We start from the raw sequence: 16,957 nt of genomic DNA, 5'->3' as shown, positions 1-16,957 counted from the left end.
CCCAGGGCCTCAAGCACCGCGGGCCTCCTCGTCCTCCGGGGCCCGGGCGAATGCTGGAGATTCAGCGCTTACTCGCTTCGCAGGGCCACTTGCGGATCCACCCGTGTGGCCCGGTGCGCGGGCAGCCAGGTGGCCAGCAGGGCCACGACGGCCACCAGCAGCGACAGCGAGCCGAAGACGACGGGGTCCGTGGCGCTGACGCCGAACAGCAGGCTGGACAACACGCGCGTCAATCCCCAGGCGCCCACCAGTCCCAGCGCGACGCCTCCGAGCGCCAGCCGCAGGCCCTGGCTCAGCACCATGCGCAGCACGTCCGAGGGCCGCGCGCCCAGCGCCATGCGGATGCCAATCTCCCGCGTGCGCTGACGCGCCGTGTACGCCATGACGCCGGACAGGCCCACGCTGGCGAGCAGCAGCGACAGGACGGCGAACACCGCCACGAGCATGGACACGAAGCGAGGCCGCGCGGTGGACTCCGTCACGCGTTGCTCCATCGTCCGCGTCACGCCCACGGGCAGGTCCTTGTCCAGCGACGCCACGGTGGAGCGCACCGAGGCGGCCAGCGCCATGGGGTCGCCTTCCGTCCTCGCGACGAAGGACATGAGGAACAGCGAGCGCTGGAGCGCGGGCAGATATGCCTCCGGTCGGGTCTCCTGGGTCGGCCCGTCGTACCGCACGTCACCCACCACGCCCACCACGGTGAGCCAGGGCGTGCTCGCATCACCCACGCGCACGCGTTGCCCCACCGCGTCCGTCCCCGGGAAGTGGAGCCGCGCGGCCGTCTCGTTCAGCACCACCACTGGCTGTGACTCACGGGTGTCGGTGCTCGTCACGTCCCGCCCCTGGCGCACGGGGATGCCCAGCGACTCGAAGTAGCCGGGCGTGACGACCTGGAAGCCCACGCTCGAGCGCTCCTCGGGAGTCGCGGGCGCGCGTCCCTCCACTTCCAGGCCGAACCAGATGTCGGCACCACCCAGCGGGAGGTCCGTCACCGCGCCAGCGCTCCGGATGCCGGGAAGCATCGACACGTGCTCCACCACCTGCTGGAAGAAGGCGCCCTGTCGCGCCTCGTCCGGGTACTTCTCCTTCGGCAGCGCCAGGGTCCACGTGAGCGCGGACTCCTGGCGGAAGCCTGGGTCCACGTCCTGGAGTCGCCATAGGCTGCGCAGCAACAGTCCCGCGCCAATGAGCAGCACCACCGCCAGCGCCACCTCGCCCACGACGAGCGCGCCGCGCGAGCGACCGCCTCCCACGAGCTTGCCGCCCGCCGCCTGTCGCAACACGCCATCGAGGTCCGGCCGCGAGGCCTGGAGCGCGGGCAACAGGCCGAAGAGGATGCCGGTGCCCAGCGACATGCTCAGCGCGAAGGCCAGCACCCGGGCGTCCACGCGAACCTCGTCGAGCCGGGGCAGCTCCGCCGGTATCAGGCTCAGCAGGACGTCCATGCTCCACACTGCGACAATCAGCCCCAGCGCGCCCGCGAGCAGGCCCAGCAGCACGCTCTCCGTGAGGAGCTGCCGAATCATCCGCCCGCGCCCCGCGCCGAGCGCCGCGCGCACCGTCATCTCCTGTCGCCGCGCCGCCGCGCGCACCAGGAAGAGGTTGGCCACGTTCGCGCAGGCGATGGCCATCACGAGCCCCACCGCGGCCAGCAGCACCCACAGCACCGGCCGCACGTCGCCGAGAATCTGCTCGCGCAAGGGCACCAGGGTGATGCCGGAGTGGACGTTGCTCGCGGGGTACTCCTGCTCCAGTCGCTGGGCGATGGCGCCCATCGCCGCGCTCGCGCGCTCCATCGTCACGCCGGGCTTCAGCCGCCCGAGCACGCGCAGGTACGTGGTGCTTCGGGACTGACTGAGGTCCAGCGTCCCATCCGAGCCGAGCTGCGGGATGTCGTGCGAGGGCGCGGGAATCCACAGCTCGGGCGCATCCGCGGGCGCGGAGGTCTTCGGTCCGATGTTGGGCAGGGTGAAGCGCTCCGGCATCACCCCGACGACCTGGTAGTCGCGGTCCTCGAGGCGCACGTCCCGGCCGATGATGCGCGGGTCCGCGCCGAAGCGGCGCTGCCACAGTCCGTGGCTCAGCACCACGACGTGGCGAGGCCCCGTCTCCTCGGCGACGGGTTGGAACGCGCTGCCCAGGGCCGCTCGCACGCCGAGCACCTGGAAGTAGTTGGCGGACACGCTGGCGCCGCGCAGGCGCTCGGGCGCTCCGTCCCCGGACAGGCTGACGCCGATGTGGGAGAACGCCGCGAGCTCCTCGAACACGTCGCCTTGTGCACGCCAGTCGAGGAAGTTGGCGGGCGCCACGGTCCACCGTGGCTGGCTCGGCAGCCGGGTCCAGGCCAGCACCAGCCGGTCCTGCTCGGGGAAGGGCAGGGGCGACAGCAGCACCGCGTTGACCACGCTGAAGATGGCGGTGTTGGCCGCGATGCTCAGCGCCAGCGTGAGCACCGCGACGACGGTGAACGCCCGGTGCTTGGCGAGCATCCTCACTGCGAGGCGAAGGTCTTGGGTGATGTCGGACAAGGCCCCTCCGGGGGCGAAGGCGGTGGCCCAGCCTCCGAAGCAAGGCTCGCGCCATCCCTCTACCAGGGCGTGTCGAGTGAAGCCCCGGGGTTCTCTCGCTCCGGGCTGCCCATCCCTGGGAAGTGGCTTCCCAGTTTCGGAACGCCGCTCAGGGGAAGCGCACCTGGCACTCCGGGCGCGTGTGCTTGAAGGCGTCGACCTCTTCCGAGGGCAGGCAGGTGAGCGAGACGTCGAGGGACTTGAGGTTCGGTATCCGTGACACCCACGCTGGGAGCGTGGTGATGGGCGTGGCCTTGAGGCTGAGAGCGCTCAAGCGCGGGAGCCGTCCAATCCACTCCGGAACGACGCGAAGTCCCGTGCGGTCCAGGGTGAGTGACTCGAGGTTCTGGAGTTGTTCCAGCTCGGGAGGAAGGGCGTCCAGCCCCTTGTTCCAGGACAGGTCGAGCTGTGTGAGCTGCGTGAGCCGGGCCAGCGCGGGGGACACTCGCGTCAGCTGCGCGTCCATGAGGGTCAGTTGCTCCAGCGCGGTGAACTCCCGGACCATGTCCGGCAGCACGCCCAACCGCCGCTCCTGGAGCAGGATGGACCGGGTGTCCCGAGGGAACGTGCCGAGGATGTCGGCGGCGGCTTGCTCCTGGATTCGCGCGGACACTTCTCCGTGTGACTCCTGCTCCAGGCCGAGCGGGTCTCCCAGTCCCTTGGGGGCACCACGGCGAGGCGGCTTCGCCACGGCCTTGCTCAGGGGGGCGAGCTTCTTGGCGAGCCAGGGCGTGAAGGGACCCAGCTCGCGCAGGGGCAGGCTGTCCTCGACCTCCCAGACGACGAGCGAGTCGTCGTGCTCGCTCTTGCCGAAGCAGTAGCCATTGACGTCATGGAGGTCCTCGGACGCGAACATCAGGAAGCGGTAGGCGTGATGGCCCGCCTCTCGTTCCTCGCGCACCTGGGTCCACGAGCGTTCCGGTACGCCCATGCCTTGGGACGCCTGGACGCGCCAGCGCGGCGGAAGGAATGCCAGCGCCTTCTTTCCGGTGGTGACCCAGCGAAAGCCCAGCGCCTCGGTGAATCGCTGATACGCCTCCGGGAGCATGCCCGTCGTGTCGGGGGCCTGCTCGAAGGTCATGTGCAGTGGCTCCAGGTCCGCCGGGTACTTCCCCACCGCGTCCTGGCCCAACGTGTCCCGGAGCTGTTGCTCCAAGGCTTGCCAGGTCACCTCGGGCGCGACGGCGGGAGCCGCGGACGTCTTCTTCGAAGTGGCACGAGGGGCGGCGGTCTTCTTTTGCGCCATGGGGTCCTGGCTCGGTGGTGGCCCCGATTCCCTACCGCCCCGTCAGCGGGCCAGCAAGGGCGCTGGAGAGGAGAGCCCCGCGATGGTGAGATGCCGAAGAAAGCTGACACTCCCCTGTCATCTCCGGGGGACATGGTCCCAGCCTCGACTCGCATCTCCGGAGAGACCTTCATGAGCGCGCCCACTTCCCAGAAGTCACCTGACGCAGGAGCCGGTTCGCGAGGGCCCGCTGTCGCGCGGGAGCCCGCGCTCGCGGCGCGCGTGGACGCGGGCATCGACTGGGCGCTCGCGCAAAAGCGCATCGTGGGCACCGTCGTGATGGTCGCCAGGAATGGCCAGGAAATCTATCGACGCGCGGCGGGCTTCTTCGACCGTGAAGCCGGTACGCCCATGCGCGACGACGCGCTGTTCCGGCTGGCGTCCCTGACGAAGCAGTACGTGTCCGTGGCGGCGATGGCGTTGCTGGAGCAGGGCGTGCTGCGGCTCGAGGACCCCGTGACGCGGTGGATTCCGAGCTTCCGCCCGAAGCTGGAGGACGGGAGCGAGCCCGTCATCACCGTGCGCCACCTGATGACGCACACGGCGGGGCTGACGTACTCCATCATGGAGTCCGAGGATGGGCCGTACCACCGAGCGAACGTCTCCTCGGGCCTGGACCAGCCGGGCCTCTCCATGGAGGAGAACCTGCGCCGGATTGTCTCCGTGCCGCTGTCCTATGTGCCTGGGACGCGCTGGGGCTACTCGGTCGCCACGGATGTGCTGGGAGAGGTCCTCGCCCGCGCCGCGGATGCGACGCTGCCCCGACTCGTGGAGCAGCTCGTCACCGGACCGCTGGGCTTGAAGGACACGGGCTTTCACGTGGTGGACACTGCGCGGCTCGCGACGCCGTACGGTGACGGAAAGCCGGAGCCGGTGCGCATGGGGAAGGAGCACTGGGTGAGCTGCGTGCCCAGCAACGTGCCCTTCGTGCCCGACCGCGTCTTCGATGCGCGCTCCTTCGCGGCGGGAGGCTCCAGCATGGTGGGCACGGCGGAGGACTTCCTGAAGCTGTTGGAGGCGCTGCGCACCGGCGGCGCGCCCGTGTTGAAGTCGAGCACGGTGGAGGCGTTTGCGACGGAGAGCGTGGGCGTGGAGGCCGCGACGCTGGCCCCTGGCTGGGGCTTCGGGCTGGGCATGGGCGTGCTCGTGGACCCAGGTCTGGCCCGCAGCCCTCAGCCGAAGGGCACGTGGCAGTGGATGGGCGCGTATGGGCACACGTGGTTCGTGGACCCGGTGAACCAGTTCACCATCGTCGCGCTGACGAACACCGCGTTCGAGGGCATGTTCGGTGCCTTCCCGAAGGTGGTGCGCGACGCCGTCTATGGCGTCACGCGGTGAGTGCCCGGCTCAGCGCAGGAAGCGGGTGAGGACCGCGAAGTCGTCCTTCCCGTGTCCCGCCTTCAGGGCCGCCTGGATGAGCGCATCCATGGCCCGGGGGATGCCGTCGTGGATGCCGCGCTCCTTGCACAGGTCCAGCAGGTGCTGGAACGCGACGTTGTGGGTCTCCAGCGTCGCCAGGGTCTCCTCGTCGGCGCCCAGCGAGTCCCGCTGGACGCGGGCGAACACGTCCGCCACGGCGCCATCCACGACGGGGGCGAGGGCCTTGTCGAACGTCGCCAACGTCTCGAGCGGGAGCTTCTCCGCGCGGCAGATGGCCACGGCCTGCAGCACGCCGAACAGGGAACCCCACATGTGGACGAGCAGCGCGCTGTCGAGCGCGGATGCATGGCCCACGTTTTCGCCCACGTGCCGCGGGTTGCCTCCGAGCGCGAGCAACGTGGACCGGTGTTTCTCGAACAGCTCCGCGGGGCCCGCGTACAGGAGCGTTCCCTCGGGCTGGCCGATGAAGTCCGGCGTGCCCATGATGGCGCCGTCCAGGTAGTCGATGCCGTGCCGAGCCGCCCAGTCCGCCTGCTCGCGCGCGAGGGCAGGGGAGCCGGACGTCAACTGCACGAGCAGCTTGCCGCGCAGCGCCCGGGTCACCTCGTCCTGACGGAGCAGGTGGTCGCTGGTGTCGTAGTCATTCACGTTCACCACGACGATGTCGGCGGCGTGCACCGCGTCCCGCACGCTCTCCGCGATGCGAGCGCCCAACGCGGCCAGGGGTTCACACCGGACCCGCGTGCGATTCCAGACCGTCGTCACATGTCCACTTCGAAGAAACGCCTTGATGAGCGCGGAGCCCATGCGGCCCGCGCCGATGACACTGATGTTGGGCTTCATGTTCGTGTGTCTCCTGTATCGAATCAGAACTGCGAGAGGCCGCCGTCGACGGGCAGCTCCGCGCCGGTGGTGAACGTCGCCTCGAAACCGAGGAACAGCGCCGCACGCGCCACTTCGTCGGCGGAGCCGATGCGCTTCATGGGCGTGATTTCCTCGCCCTCCTTCTCGAAGGCCGCCACCTCCTCGGGCGTGGCGCCGGTGACACCCAACGTCGGCGTCCGGGTGAAGCCGGGGCTCAGCGCGTTGACGCGGATGCCTCGGGGCAGAAGCTCCACGCCGAGCACGCGGACGAAGGCGCGGACCGCCGCCTTCGCGCCCGCGTAGGCGCTCATGCCCGGTGCACCCAGTTCGTCCGCCACGGAGGTGGTGAAGACGAACGCCCCGCCTTCGCGGACGTGAGGCGCCAGCCGCTGCGCGGCGAAGAACGCGCCCTTGGTGTTGATGCCGAAGGTCTCGTCGTACTCGGCCTCCGACACCTGGTCGAAGGGGCGCAACTTCGAGTAGCCCGCGTTGATGAGGACGAAGTCGACCGAGCCCAGTTTCTCCTTCACGAGCGAGGCCAGCACGTCGATATCGCGCAGGCTCGCGGTGTCGGAGCGCACCACGTGCGCCCGCGGCCCCAGCTCCTTGCGTGCCGCGTCCAGCCCCTGCTCGTTGCGCCCGGTGAGCAGCACCTCCGCGCCCTCCGCGAGCAGCGCCTTCACCGTCGCGAGACCGATGCCCGCGGTTCCCCCGGTCACCACCGCTTTCTTCCCTGAATACCTGCCCATGTGCATGACTCCGGACGCCTGGCTGGAGGCGTGGCCGCGCGGCGAGCGCCACCGGACGGCCACGTCGTGTTGGATGTGGGAAAGGAATACCGACGGCCCCCGCGCGGGTCGCGCACGCGCGGATGATTCGGGAGCACGAAAAGCCGGTGGCCCCTATATTCGGGCGCCATGAGCGAGCACGCGCGACGAACTCCTCGAATCAGCCTCGGTGTCGAGATGCGCGTGACGGCCGTGGGTGACTTTCTGCACGCCGCCAGCGCGGACCACTTCATCAGCATCCATTCCGGCAACCCCGTCCGGGTGGCCTGTCACTCCAGCCGCATCCGCTCACTGCGCACGCGGGGCGACCTCAGCCTGATGCCCGCCGGCGTGTCGGACACCTGGGTGGAGGACGACGCGAGCACGGCGGTGGACCTGCGACTGCCCCACTCGCTCTTGCGGATGGCCGCCGAGGACATGGGCCTGGACCCGGACCGGGTGGGGCTGGAATCGCGCCACCACTTCCGCGACGAGCAGATTGAGCACATCGCCTGGGCGCTGGAGGCGGAGTCCCGCGCGGACTTCCCCAACGGGCTGCTCTACCGGGAGAGCCTGGGGCTGGCGCTCGCGGCGCGACTGCTGGCCCGGTACCGGACCCAGGCCGAGGCGCGCGGCGGGCTTCCCGCGTCCCAGCTCCAGCGAGTCACGGACTACGTGGAGGCGCACCTGGAGGAAGGCCTCTCCCTCGCGAGCCTGTCACGCGTGGCGGGTGTCAGCGCGTCGCACTTCAAGACGCTCTTCAAGCGCTCCACGGGACTGCCCGTCCACGAGTATGTGATTCAACGGAGGGTGGAGCGGGCCCGCACCCTGTTGCTGCGCGGTGGGCTGCCCACGGGGCAGGTCGCGCTGGAGGCGGGCTTCTCCCACCAGAGCCACATGTCCCGGTGCATGCGCCGGGTCCTGGGAGTGACACCGGGCGCCATCGTCCGCTCGCGCGCGTGATTCCACGTTGCCCGTGAGGTGAGGCGCGGCGTAGAGCCGGGTCCACCATGTCAGAGACGCCCACCACGCAACTGCTCGCCTTGTTCCAGGCGAACGACCTCCACTTCGACTCCGCCGAGGACGCCTGGGCGCGAGCCAGGGGGGGCAGCCAGGCCATGGTGACCGCCTGGCTGGAGCACCAGGGCCTGGGCTCCAAGGACAATCCGGGGCGTCAGAAGGCACAGGGGGAGTTGCTCGACCTCCTGCGTCAGGCCCGGCAGGCAGGGGGCCTCGCGGAAACCTGACATACACCTGTCACTGGCAGGGTTCATAACTCCCTCCATCAACACGCCGCACCGAGGAGAACCCACCATGAGCGAGACCGCCCCCCAGAAGTCCCCCACCTTCAAGAAGTACGTCGGCGGCTGTCACTGCGGCGCCGTGCGCTTCGAGGCCGAGTTCGACCTCGCGGAGCCGGTGAACCGCTGCAACTGCACCGTCTGCACCAAGGTGGGAACGACGACGACCTCCATGCCCCCCAGCGCCTTCCGCGTTCTCCAGGGTGAGAGCGAGACGGGCGAGTACCGGGTGGGTGACAGCCAGAACTACCGCCGCTTCTGCAAGCACTGCGGCATCCAGTGCTACGGCGGAGGCTTCGTCGAGGAGATGGGCGGCCACTTCCGCTCCATCAACCTGGGCTGCCTCGACGGCGTGGACGTCTCCAAGCTCACCGTCCAGTACTGGGATGGCCGCTACAACAACTGGGAGGCCGGCCCGAGCAACCAGCCGTGGCCGCTTCGCCCCACCGCCTGATTCGCCACCACCCCTGTGTCGCCCACGCGGAGGGCGACACGCCTGGCCCCCGGAGTCATCGGCGGGCCACCGCCTCCTCGAGTCCGCGCAGGATGACCTCCAGGCTGCGTCGGAACTCCTCTTCCGGTGTGATGCGCCGCGCGCGCTGCGCGGTCTCCCGGAGGAGCGGATATGTGGCCGCATCCAGCTCCGCGAGCGCGGCCGTGCCGTCGCCGGAGAGAGAGCCCAGGTGCGACAGCTGGACGGCTCCGAACACGTAGCTCACCAGCGTGCGGAACGCGATGACCCGCGCCGAGCCGTCGAAGCCTCCCTCTGTCAGCAGGCCCAGGAGCGCCTCACCCCACGCCAGCGTGCCCTCCGTGGAGTGGCGGCGCGTGAGCAGCAGGGGCGCGACGGCGGGATGTTGGACGACCGCCTCCCGCACGCGCGTCATCAGCCCCATCACCCGGGTCGTCCACCGCGCGCTCGACGACGGGGCGGGGAGCTCGATGTCGCGCATCACCGTGTCGACCACCAGCGACTCCAGCGCCTCGCGGCCCTCCACGTAGCGATACAGCGACATGGTGCCCATGCCGAGCGCGCTCGCCACGGAGCGCATGGTCAACGCGTCCAGCCCCTCCCGGTCGATGACGGTGAGCGCGGCGGAGGCGATGGCTGACGGAGTGAGCGAGCGGGGACGGGGCATTCGATTGACAGCGTAAGGGGCACCTTCTTAGTTTAGGAGTACAACGTACGCCTACGCTGGAGGAAGAGATGTCCGCGCGAACGGAAGGCCGGAAGTGGTCCGTGGGGGAGCGGTTCACCGCGAGGGAGCTGGAGACTGTTTCTGGGGGGACGGTCCGCATCCCCGAGCCGGGGATGACGGTGCACCTCCAGTTCCGGCGCTTCGCCGGGTGCCCCATCTGCCACCTGCACCTGCGCTCCTTCGCGCGACGCCACGAGGAGCTGAAGGCGGCGGGGGTGCGGGAGGTCGTCGTCTTCCACTCGAGCGCGGAGGAGCTGCGCACCTATGAGGGGGCCCTCCCGTTCGCCCTCGTGGGTGATCCTCGACGACGCCTCTATCGGGAGTACGGCGTGGAGGCCGCGCCCCGGGCGCTCCTGGACCCTCGGGTCTGGGGCGGGCTCCTCCGGGCGCTCATCAACGGCTTCGGGGACTTCTTCACCGGGCGGCATCCGGCCCCACCGGTGCTCCCGGCGGGAGGGCGGCTGGGGCTGCCCGCGGACTTCCTCATTGGAAGTGAGGGGGAAATACTGGCCGTGAAGTACGGCGAGCACGCGGACGACCAGTGGTCCGTGGACGAGCTGCTGGCCCAGGTCCGCCCCGCTCCCACGCGCCTCCAGCCCGTCCCAGTGCAGTGATTTCAGGAGGTTGGACGCACCGACGGGAAGTGTGTGCGGTTTCCTCTTACGGAGACACAACCCGGGCTCGCAGGAATCGAGAATACCTACGCAAGCCGTACTTCAACCTCTGGGCACCCCCACCATGAAGATTCGCGCCGACCTCCCGAAGCTTCCCGTCACGCGTCCCGCTGACTCCCGGCCCGTCACCGCGGAGGTGAAGAACAAGGCCGTGGGCTTCGCCGAGGGCTCCACGTTCGAGGCGCCGGTGCGTCCCGCGCAGGTGAAGCCGGCCGCGCCGCTGGCCCCGCCGGTGAAGTCCGGTCCCGTGGCCCTGGACAGCGAGTCGAGCAAGGCCGCCATCCAGACGACGGTGGACTACCTCCAGAAGCAGGGCGCGCCCACTGTCTCGCAGCTGCTGGCCGGCAGGCCGGGCGTCAACGCCACGGACTTCGCGCCGCGCGCGGTGGAGCAGGACGACCTGGGCATGACGCACGTGCGCATGGACCGCAAGAGCGAGGGCGTCCCCGTCTTCGGTGAGCAGGTGGTCAGCCACCTGACGCGCGAGGGCAAGGTCGACAGCGTCACCGGCGACGTGTCCACCATCCCCGCGGGCCTGGGCAAGAGCCCCACGAAGCTGAGCGCGCAGGACGCGCTGTCCGTGGCCCAGAAGGAGTTCGGCGGCGCGACGGACCGCAAGCCCGTCTCCGAGCGCGTCATCTTCAAGGATGCCAGCGGCGAGTACCGCGCGGCGTACCACGTGGAGCTGAGCAACACGACGGACGTGGGCCCGGGCAAGGACCCGCGCCGCATGCACTACCTGGTCGACGCGAACACCGGCAAGGTGATGGAGCAGTACAACCAGATGGGCGGCGTGGGTCACCACGCGCACGGCGCGGGCCCCGCGCATGCCCGGCCCTCCCTCGCGGGTACGGAGCCGACGACGCCCACCGGGCCGTCGACGGAGCCCACGGCGAGCAAGGCGGACGACACCACCCAGTACAGCGGCAAGGTGGAGATCGGCAGCACGAAGAACGCGGACGGCACGTTCACGCTGGAGGACACCTCGCGCGGCGGCGGTGTGCTGACGCGTGACGCGCTCAACCGCAACCCGGATGACCCGAGGCAGGACGGCGTCCACGCCCCCGTCACCGACGCCAACAACGTCTGGGGCGAGGCGACCGACTCCGCGCGCACCAAGGACGCGGTGGACGCGCAGTACGGCGCGCAGGCGACGTACGACTTCTACAAGGAAGTGCTCGGCCGCGACTCCATCGACGGCAAGGGCGAGAAGCTCATCTCCGACGTGCACGTGGGCAACGACTTCGCCAACGCCTTCTGGGATGGCGAGAAGATGAACTACGGCGATGGCGACGGCGACCAGTTCGGCTCGCTCACCACGCTGGACATCGCGGGCCACGAAATCACCCACGGTCTGACTGAGCGCACCGCGGGCCTCGAGTACCGCAACGAGTCGGGCGCCCTCAACGAGGCGTTCAGCGACATCATGGGCGTGGGCGTGGAGTGGCACGCGAGCCAGAAGAACGACGCGGTCAAGTTCGACTGGACGGTGGGCGAGGACACGTTCACCCCGAACAACGGCGACCCCACCGACGGCCTGCGTGACTTGAGCAACCCGTCCAGCGACGGCATGTCGCCGGACCACTACTCCAAGCGCTACAAGGGCTCGCAGGACAACGGCGGCGTGCACATCAACTCGGGCATCGCCAACAACGCCTTCTTCCTGCTGTCCGAGGGCGGCAAGAACCGCACCTCCAACGTCGAGGTGAAGGACGGCATCGGCATCGAGAAGGGCCTGAAGATCTACTCCCGCGCCCTGAGCTTCTACATGACGCCGCAGACCAACTTCGCCCAGGCGAAGGAGGCCACGCTCAAGGCGGCGCAGGACCTCTACGGCAAGGACTCCGTCGAGGCCGCGAAGGTGCTGGAGAGCTGGGCCGCGGTGGGCGTGAAGTAGCCGTCCGCTTCATCGCTCCTGGGTCGGTGGCTCGTGTTTCGGAGCCCTGACCCAGAAGCGTGGACCGGGCCCCTGTGCGGCGGCCCGGTCTCCTGGATTCACGTAGCGGCAGCGGTCCAATGAGAGACAGCCGCAGCCGATGCACCCTGTCAGCCCCGCCTTGAGCCGCTCGAGCTCGGCGATGCGCTCGTCGATGCGCTGACTCCACGTCCCGGACAGCCGAGCCCAGTCCTGTCGGCCTGGGACGGTGTCGACGGGCAGTCTGGCGAGCTCCCGGCCGACCTCTTCGAGGCTGAGCCCCACGCGCTGGGCGAAGACGATGAACGCCACGCGCCGGATGACGGGCCTGGCGAAGCGTCGGTGGCGCGCGGAGGTCCGCTCGGAGTGGATGAGGCCCCGCTCCTCGTAGAAGCGCAGCGCGGAGGTCGCGACGCCGGTGCGCCGGGACAGCTGTCCAATCGTGAGCGACTCGTCCATGCCTCGATATGCGCGCACTTCGCCTTGACTTCAAGTGCACTTGAAGTCGCAGATTTCCTGGCGTGCGGCGTTCGAGTCACGAGCGGGCAGGCGGGCGGGACATGGTGTCTCGCCGCCTGGCTCCGCCGTGTCCGCGCGGCCATGGAGGGTGAAACGCATGCGCGCAATCCAGGTGTCGAGGTTCGGTGGGCCGGAGGTGTTGGAACCCCGTGAGGTGCCCGAGCCCAGGCCCGGGGCAGGTGAGGTCCTCGTGGAGGTCTCCTTCGCGGACATCATCTTCGTCGAGACGCAGATTCGGACTGGCTGGGGACGAGAGTTCTTCAAGATTGACCCGCCCTACGTGCCGGGCTTCGGCGTGGGTGGGACGGTGAGCGCGGTGGGCGAGGGCGTGGACCCGGGCTGGGTGGGTCGGCGGGTCATCGCCAACACGGAGGAGCGCGGGGGGTATGCGGAGCGTGCTGTCGTCTCGGTGCGGAAGATGGTCCCTGTGCCGGACGGGCTGGAGTTGCGCGACGCGACGGCGCTCCGGTCCGATGGTCCCACTGCGCTGGGACTGATGGAGAAGGCGGCGATTCGCCCGGGACAGTGGGTGCTCGTCACCGCGGCGGGGGGAGGGATGGGTGTCCTGCTGGTGCAGCTCGCGCACGCGGCAGGAGCGCGGGTCATCGGCGCGGCGCGGGGGCAGCGGAAGCTGGAACTCCTCCGTGAGCTCGGCGCCGACGTCGTGGTGGACTACTCCCGGCCGGACTGGGGCCAGCAGGTCTTGGACGCCACGGACGGGCGGGGCGCGGACGTGGTGTTCGACGGCGCTGGCAGCGAGCTGGGCCAGACGGCCTTCGGGGTGACGGCGCAAGGAGGACAGTTCTCCGCGCACGGGGCACCTGGTGGTGGGTTCGCCGAAATCGACACGGCCGAGGCGGAGCGGCGGCACATCTCGGTGCGCGGCATTCAGCAGGTCCAGTTCCCCCTGCCGGAGCGCCAGCGGTTGACGGAGCAGACATTGGCGCTGGCCGTGGCGGGACGGCTGCGGCCGGTCATCGGGCAGGCCTTCCCCCTGGAGCGGGCAGGGGACGCCCATGCGGCGCTCACGGCCCGAAGCATCACCGGCAAGGCGCTGTTGCTGATTTGAGCGGCGGGCCCTGTGGGCCGGAGCTGGCGAACGCCGTCAATTGGCTCCTTCATTCTTCTCCGGATTGGCCCTTGAGTAGAGCCAATCCGCCCTCCACCCTGGAACACCATCAGGAGGAGTGACTCATGAGGAGAAGTCGGTGGAAGGCCGGGGGTGCGCAGGTAGCGCCGGGCCCGGTACTCATCAGCGTGACCGAATTCACCGCCGCATACATCCGAGACATACCGGCGATCTGGTGGGAGGGCTCGAAGCTGAGACAAGCCTGGCCACAGCTCGAGGGCGCGGTGGGAACGTGGTTGTGGTTTGAGGTCCTGGGCCGAAGGTCCGGGTCGGTTTCCGTATGGAAGAGCGAAGAGGACCTTCGACGCTTCGTGCGCTGGGCCCCCCACGTGCGAGTGGTTCGACGGTTCCAGGGCCGAGGGACGATGGTCTCCACCCAGTGGCGGGCGGAGGAGTTCGACCGCCGGGCAACCTGGGCACGGGCCGCACTCTGGATTCAACGGAGGACCCACGCTCCCGACACAGTGGACCCATAGGTGTCCACACATTGACCCTTTCCAAGGGTCCAATGAGGATGGCCGCGATGGACCTCCACTTGACGGTCTCCGGACGACACGGGCTTGCCACGCAGCTCTACCGCCAGTTGAGGGATGCCATTCTCGAGGGTCGCATTCGAAGTGGCGACAACCTTCCTCCCACGCGAGAGCTGGCTGACCGACTGAAGGTCTCGCGCAATACCGTCACCGCCGCCTATGAACGACTGACCTCGGAGGGCTTCCTCTCCGCTCGCGTGGGTTCGGGCACCTTCGTTCGGTCGCCGATAGCGCCAGCCGAACATCGGCGCAACGCCCTGTCCGGAACGGGGCTCCGCCCTCTGCCCGTTTGGGACCGAGTCACCGTAGGACCGGAACGCCCGGCGCGAAAACCCGCCTTCGACTTTCGCGCCGGGATTCCGGATGCGCGACTCTTCCCGTTCGCCGCCTGGCGCAGGCTGGTGACTCGGGAGTTGCATTCAGCGGAGAACCGCAAGGCGCTCTACCAGGAGCCTTCTGGGCTGCTTCGACTGAGGCAGGCCATCGCGCGACATGTAGGAGTCGCCCGGTCGATTCAGGCGACAGCCGAGGACATCCTCATCACCAACGGAACCCAGCAGGCGCTGGACCTCATCGGCCGCGTCCTGTGGGAGCCGGGCGCCGTGGTGGCCATGGAAGACCCTGGCTACCCCATGGCGCGACTGCTGTTTCAGTCACAGGGGGCGCGGGTTCATCCGGTGCCGCTGGATGCGGAAGGGCTGGAGGTGGACGCATTGCCGGAGAACGCGGCGGTGGTCTACACCACGCCGTCCCATCAGTTTCCGCTCGGCATGCCCATGTCCCTGGCGCGGCGGATGGCGCTGCTCTCCTGGGCGGAACGTCGTCGGGCAGCCATTATCGAGGATGACTACGACAGCGAGTTCCGGTTCGACGACCGACCGCTGGAGCCACTCCAGAGCCTGGACCGAGGCGGGCGAGTCATCTACGTGGGGTCGTTCTCCAAGACCCTGCTGCCGGAACTTCGGGTGGGGTACCTGATAGCCCCGCCCTCGATTCGTCCCGCGCTGCGAGCCGCCAAGGCCCTGACGGACTGGCACAGTCCCCTCACGACTCAAGCCGCTCTGGCGCGGTTCATGGAAGAAGGGCTGCTGGCGCGGCATGTCCGCCGGGCCCGGAAGGAGTACCAGTCCCGCCGAGATCGACTGGTGAGCGCCATCGAGCGCCACCTGGGGACCTGGGCGGAGCCCGCTCCATCGGTGGCTGGGCTCCACCTGTGTGCCCTGTTCCGGGACGAGCGATTGCACGCCGACGAAGTCGCTCGCGCCGCGAACGCGGAGGGCATCGCGGTGTATCCGTTGTCTCGCTTCTCCACCGCCCCCACACCTCCCCAAGGGCTCGTCCTCGGGTACGGGAGCATTCCCGTGAACCGGATCGACGAAGGCGTACGGCGGCTGGCCGTGGTCCTCGCGGCGACGCGGTAACCACCGGGCTCGCGGCCCTGACGAACCTCATGGCGGCACGTGGCCTGCACTGGAGGCCCCCGGGCCCGACGCCGGAGGTCGGAAGAGGGCCCTTCAGGGCAGCGCCATGCGCGAAGCCAGGGTGCCGAAGGACAGGGCGACACGCGTGGCGAGGTGGGGGCCTGCCATTCCGTCACATGAGGTGAAGAACAGGCATGAACCAGAACAAGTCCAGGCAGCAGCGCCGTCGCAATCGCGGCATGACGCTCATTGAAATCATGGTGGTCATCACCATCCTTGGCCTCATCGCCGCGGCCGTCGGGGTGGCTGTCATTCCGACGTTGGGTGAGGCGAGGGGAGACCGGGCCTCGTTGGATATCAAGACCATCGAAACCGCGCTCAAGCTCCACTACTCGAAGAAGGGCCGCTTCCCAGACACGCAATCCGGGCTCGGCGCGTTGGTGGAGAGTCGGACCCTGGAGCAGCTCCCCAAGGACCCGTGGCAGAACGACTACGTGTATCTCAACGAGGGAGGCCGGCCCGTCGTCATCTCCTACGGAGCGGACGGCACCGTGGGTGGCGAGGGAGAGGACGCGGACATCTCCTCCGCGCCCGCGAACTCCCAGAAGGGCTGAGTCCGCCCATCCGACGGGTGCGGGGAACATGGCGGGCCCGCTTGTTCCCTCCGGCACCGCCCGCATCGCGGTGCCGAGTCGTTGGGGCCAGACCCCGCATGCTCTCCCCGCAGCGAGCGGGGCACCTGTCTGGGCTCTCCTGGCTCATACCGCCAGAATGCTACATCCTGAATGTCTCATGTCTGTCGATTGGGTCATGGTGTTTGTGTTTTATTGTTTCGCGGTTTAGGCATCGAAGGCCGGATTTCATCCGAACCTCCGGTGGCGCCCGTGGGGCGTCCTCTTGTCCAAGAGAAAGGCCTGACCATGAAGAAGCTGTTCCTGGGAATGTTCCTGGCAATGATGCCGCTCGTCGGCTGTGGCACTGATGAGGCGAGCCCGCCGGAGACCGGCCAGGTGATGACCACCGAGGATGGCCGCGAGCTGGTCATCGAACAGCGGACGGCTGAGCCGGGCGAGCAGGCACCGGACGCCGAAGTCGCCAATATGAGCGTGGACGAGGACAATCTCGCCTGCTGGGTGGTGCTCAATTACTGCAGACATCCGAACACGGGGCGGCCGCATTGCACGGCCACCGGCTGTACCATCGCCCAGGCCATCAAGCACTGTCAGGCGCTCATCAGAAAGACCTGCTGAGCTGTCACTGCGGGCATCCCAAGGGACCTCTCGGCCGTGGCCGGGAGGTCCCGGGACGTCGGAGCGCCATCTCGTCAAGAGAATATGTTATACCACAGCAATATGGTTGCGGAATGACCACGAATTGCCGGGGCTGACGGTGCCTTCCGGGGA

General features: G+C 68.9%; 16 protein-coding genes. 10 read left to right on the top strand and 6 right to left on the bottom strand.

Going from position 1 to position 16,957, the window contains the following annotated elements; genetic code table 11:
- Window positions 1-68: 68 nt before the first annotated feature.
- Both HUA78_RS16405 and HUA78_RS46440 read right to left on the bottom strand, forming a co-directional pair.
- Window positions 69-2,528 (bottom strand): ABC transporter permease, encoded by a 2,460-nt coding sequence (locus HUA78_RS16405; protein WP_174476682.1) that lies wholly within the window; start codon window positions 2,526-2,528, stop codon window positions 69-71.
- A gap of 148 nt (window positions 2,529-2,676) precedes the next feature.
- Window positions 2,677-3,813 (bottom strand): leucine-rich repeat domain-containing protein, encoded by a 1,137-nt coding sequence (locus HUA78_RS46440; RefSeq protein ID WP_254623744.1) that lies wholly within the window; start codon window positions 3,811-3,813, stop codon window positions 2,677-2,679.
- Window positions 3,814-3,984: 171 nt separating this feature from the next.
- Here HUA78_RS46440 and HUA78_RS16395 point away from each other — a divergent pair, with 171 nt between their 5' ends.
- Window positions 3,985-5,190, top strand: a complete 1,206-nt coding sequence (locus HUA78_RS16395; protein ID WP_174476681.1) for a serine hydrolase — start codon at window positions 3,985-3,987, stop codon at window positions 5,188-5,190.
- 9 nt (window positions 5,191-5,199) lie between these two features.
- Here HUA78_RS16395 and HUA78_RS16390 read toward each other — a convergent pair whose 3' ends face one another.
- Together HUA78_RS16390 and HUA78_RS16385 are read right to left on the bottom strand one after the other, a co-directional pair.
- The gene (locus HUA78_RS16390; RefSeq protein ID WP_174476680.1) at window positions 5,200-6,075 is read right to left on the bottom strand and encodes an NAD(P)-dependent oxidoreductase; all 876 of its coding nucleotides are present in this window, start codon (window positions 6,073-6,075) and stop codon (window positions 5,200-5,202) included.
- Window positions 6,076-6,098: 23 nt separating this feature from the next.
- Window positions 6,099-6,845 (bottom strand): SDR family oxidoreductase, encoded by a 747-nt coding sequence (locus tag HUA78_RS16385; RefSeq protein WP_174456441.1) that lies wholly within the window; start codon window positions 6,843-6,845, stop codon window positions 6,099-6,101.
- A gap of 168 nt (window positions 6,846-7,013) precedes the next feature.
- Between HUA78_RS16385 and HUA78_RS16380 the strand changes: the two genes are divergently transcribed.
- The 3 genes from HUA78_RS16380 to HUA78_RS16370 all read left to right on the top strand — a co-directional run bounded on the left by HUA78_RS16380 (window position 7,014) and on the right by HUA78_RS16370 (window position 8,618).
- The gene (locus HUA78_RS16380; protein WP_174476679.1) at window positions 7,014-7,826 is read left to right on the top strand and encodes an AraC family transcriptional regulator; all 813 of its coding nucleotides are present in this window, start codon (window positions 7,014-7,016) and stop codon (window positions 7,824-7,826) included.
- A 47-nt stretch (window positions 7,827-7,873) separates the two neighbouring features.
- The gene (locus HUA78_RS16375; RefSeq protein ID WP_174476678.1) at window positions 7,874-8,110 is read left to right on the top strand and encodes a hypothetical protein; all 237 of its coding nucleotides are present in this window, start codon (window positions 7,874-7,876) and stop codon (window positions 8,108-8,110) included.
- Between the two features lie 67 nt (window positions 8,111-8,177).
- On the top strand, window positions 8,178-8,618 hold the full coding sequence (locus tag HUA78_RS16370; RefSeq protein WP_174456438.1) for a GFA family protein: 441 nt from the start codon (window positions 8,178-8,180) through the stop codon (window positions 8,616-8,618).
- A gap of 55 nt (window positions 8,619-8,673) precedes the next feature.
- Here the strand turns inward: HUA78_RS16370 and HUA78_RS16365 are convergent, their stop codons facing one another.
- Window positions 8,674-9,303, bottom strand: a complete 630-nt coding sequence (locus tag HUA78_RS16365; RefSeq protein ID WP_174462764.1) for a TetR/AcrR family transcriptional regulator C-terminal domain-containing protein — start codon at window positions 9,301-9,303, stop codon at window positions 8,674-8,676.
- Window positions 9,304-9,371: 68 nt separating this feature from the next.
- Here HUA78_RS16365 and HUA78_RS16360 point away from each other — a divergent pair, with 68 nt between their 5' ends.
- Window positions 9,372-9,977 (top strand): peroxiredoxin-like family protein, encoded by a 606-nt coding sequence (locus HUA78_RS16360; RefSeq protein WP_174476677.1) that lies wholly within the window; start codon window positions 9,372-9,374, stop codon window positions 9,975-9,977.
- Window positions 9,978-10,101: 124 nt separating this feature from the next.
- On the top strand, window positions 10,102-11,934 hold the full coding sequence (locus HUA78_RS16355) for a M4 family metallopeptidase (RefSeq protein ID WP_174476676.1): 1,833 nt from the start codon (window positions 10,102-10,104) through the stop codon (window positions 11,932-11,934).
- 9 nt (window positions 11,935-11,943) lie between these two features.
- On the opposite strand, the gene soxR is transcribed toward HUA78_RS16355, so the two are convergent.
- Window positions 11,944-12,411, bottom strand: coding sequence for a redox-sensitive transcriptional activator SoxR (soxR, locus tag HUA78_RS16350; RefSeq protein WP_141643923.1), 468 nt, complete (start codon window positions 12,409-12,411; stop codon window positions 11,944-11,946).
- A 157-nt stretch (window positions 12,412-12,568) separates the two neighbouring features.
- On the opposite strand from soxR, the gene HUA78_RS16345 reads away from it, so the two are divergent.
- The 4 genes from HUA78_RS16345 (at window position 12,569) to HUA78_RS16330 (ending at window position 16,804) form a co-directional block, all read left to right on the top strand.
- The gene (locus tag HUA78_RS16345; protein ID WP_174462761.1) at window positions 12,569-13,540 is read left to right on the top strand and encodes a zinc-binding dehydrogenase; all 972 of its coding nucleotides are present in this window, start codon (window positions 12,569-12,571) and stop codon (window positions 13,538-13,540) included.
- 583 nt (window positions 13,541-14,123) lie between these two features.
- Window positions 14,124-15,554: a PLP-dependent aminotransferase family protein gene (locus tag HUA78_RS16340; RefSeq protein ID WP_174476675.1), complete on the top strand. Its 1,431-nt coding sequence runs from the start codon at window positions 14,124-14,126 to the stop codon at window positions 15,552-15,554.
- A gap of 194 nt (window positions 15,555-15,748) precedes the next feature.
- Window positions 15,749-16,168 (top strand): type II secretion system major pseudopilin GspG, encoded by a 420-nt coding sequence (gspG, locus tag HUA78_RS16335; protein ID WP_174456432.1) that lies wholly within the window; start codon window positions 15,749-15,751, stop codon window positions 16,166-16,168.
- Window positions 16,169-16,474: 306 nt separating this feature from the next.
- Window positions 16,475-16,804, top strand: coding sequence for a hypothetical protein (locus HUA78_RS16330; protein WP_141643927.1), 330 nt, complete (start codon window positions 16,475-16,477; stop codon window positions 16,802-16,804).
- Window positions 16,805-16,957 lie beyond the last annotated feature (153 nt).

It is taken from the genome of Myxococcus sp. CA033 (assembly GCF_013336625.1).
Classification (GTDB): Bacteria; Myxococcota; Myxococcia; order Myxococcales; family Myxococcaceae; genus Myxococcus; species Myxococcus llanfairpwllgwyngyllgogerychwyrndrobwllllantysiliogogogochensis.
Note: the sequence above shows the minus strand (reverse complement) of the source record. Positions and strands in the feature narration are given on the sequence as shown.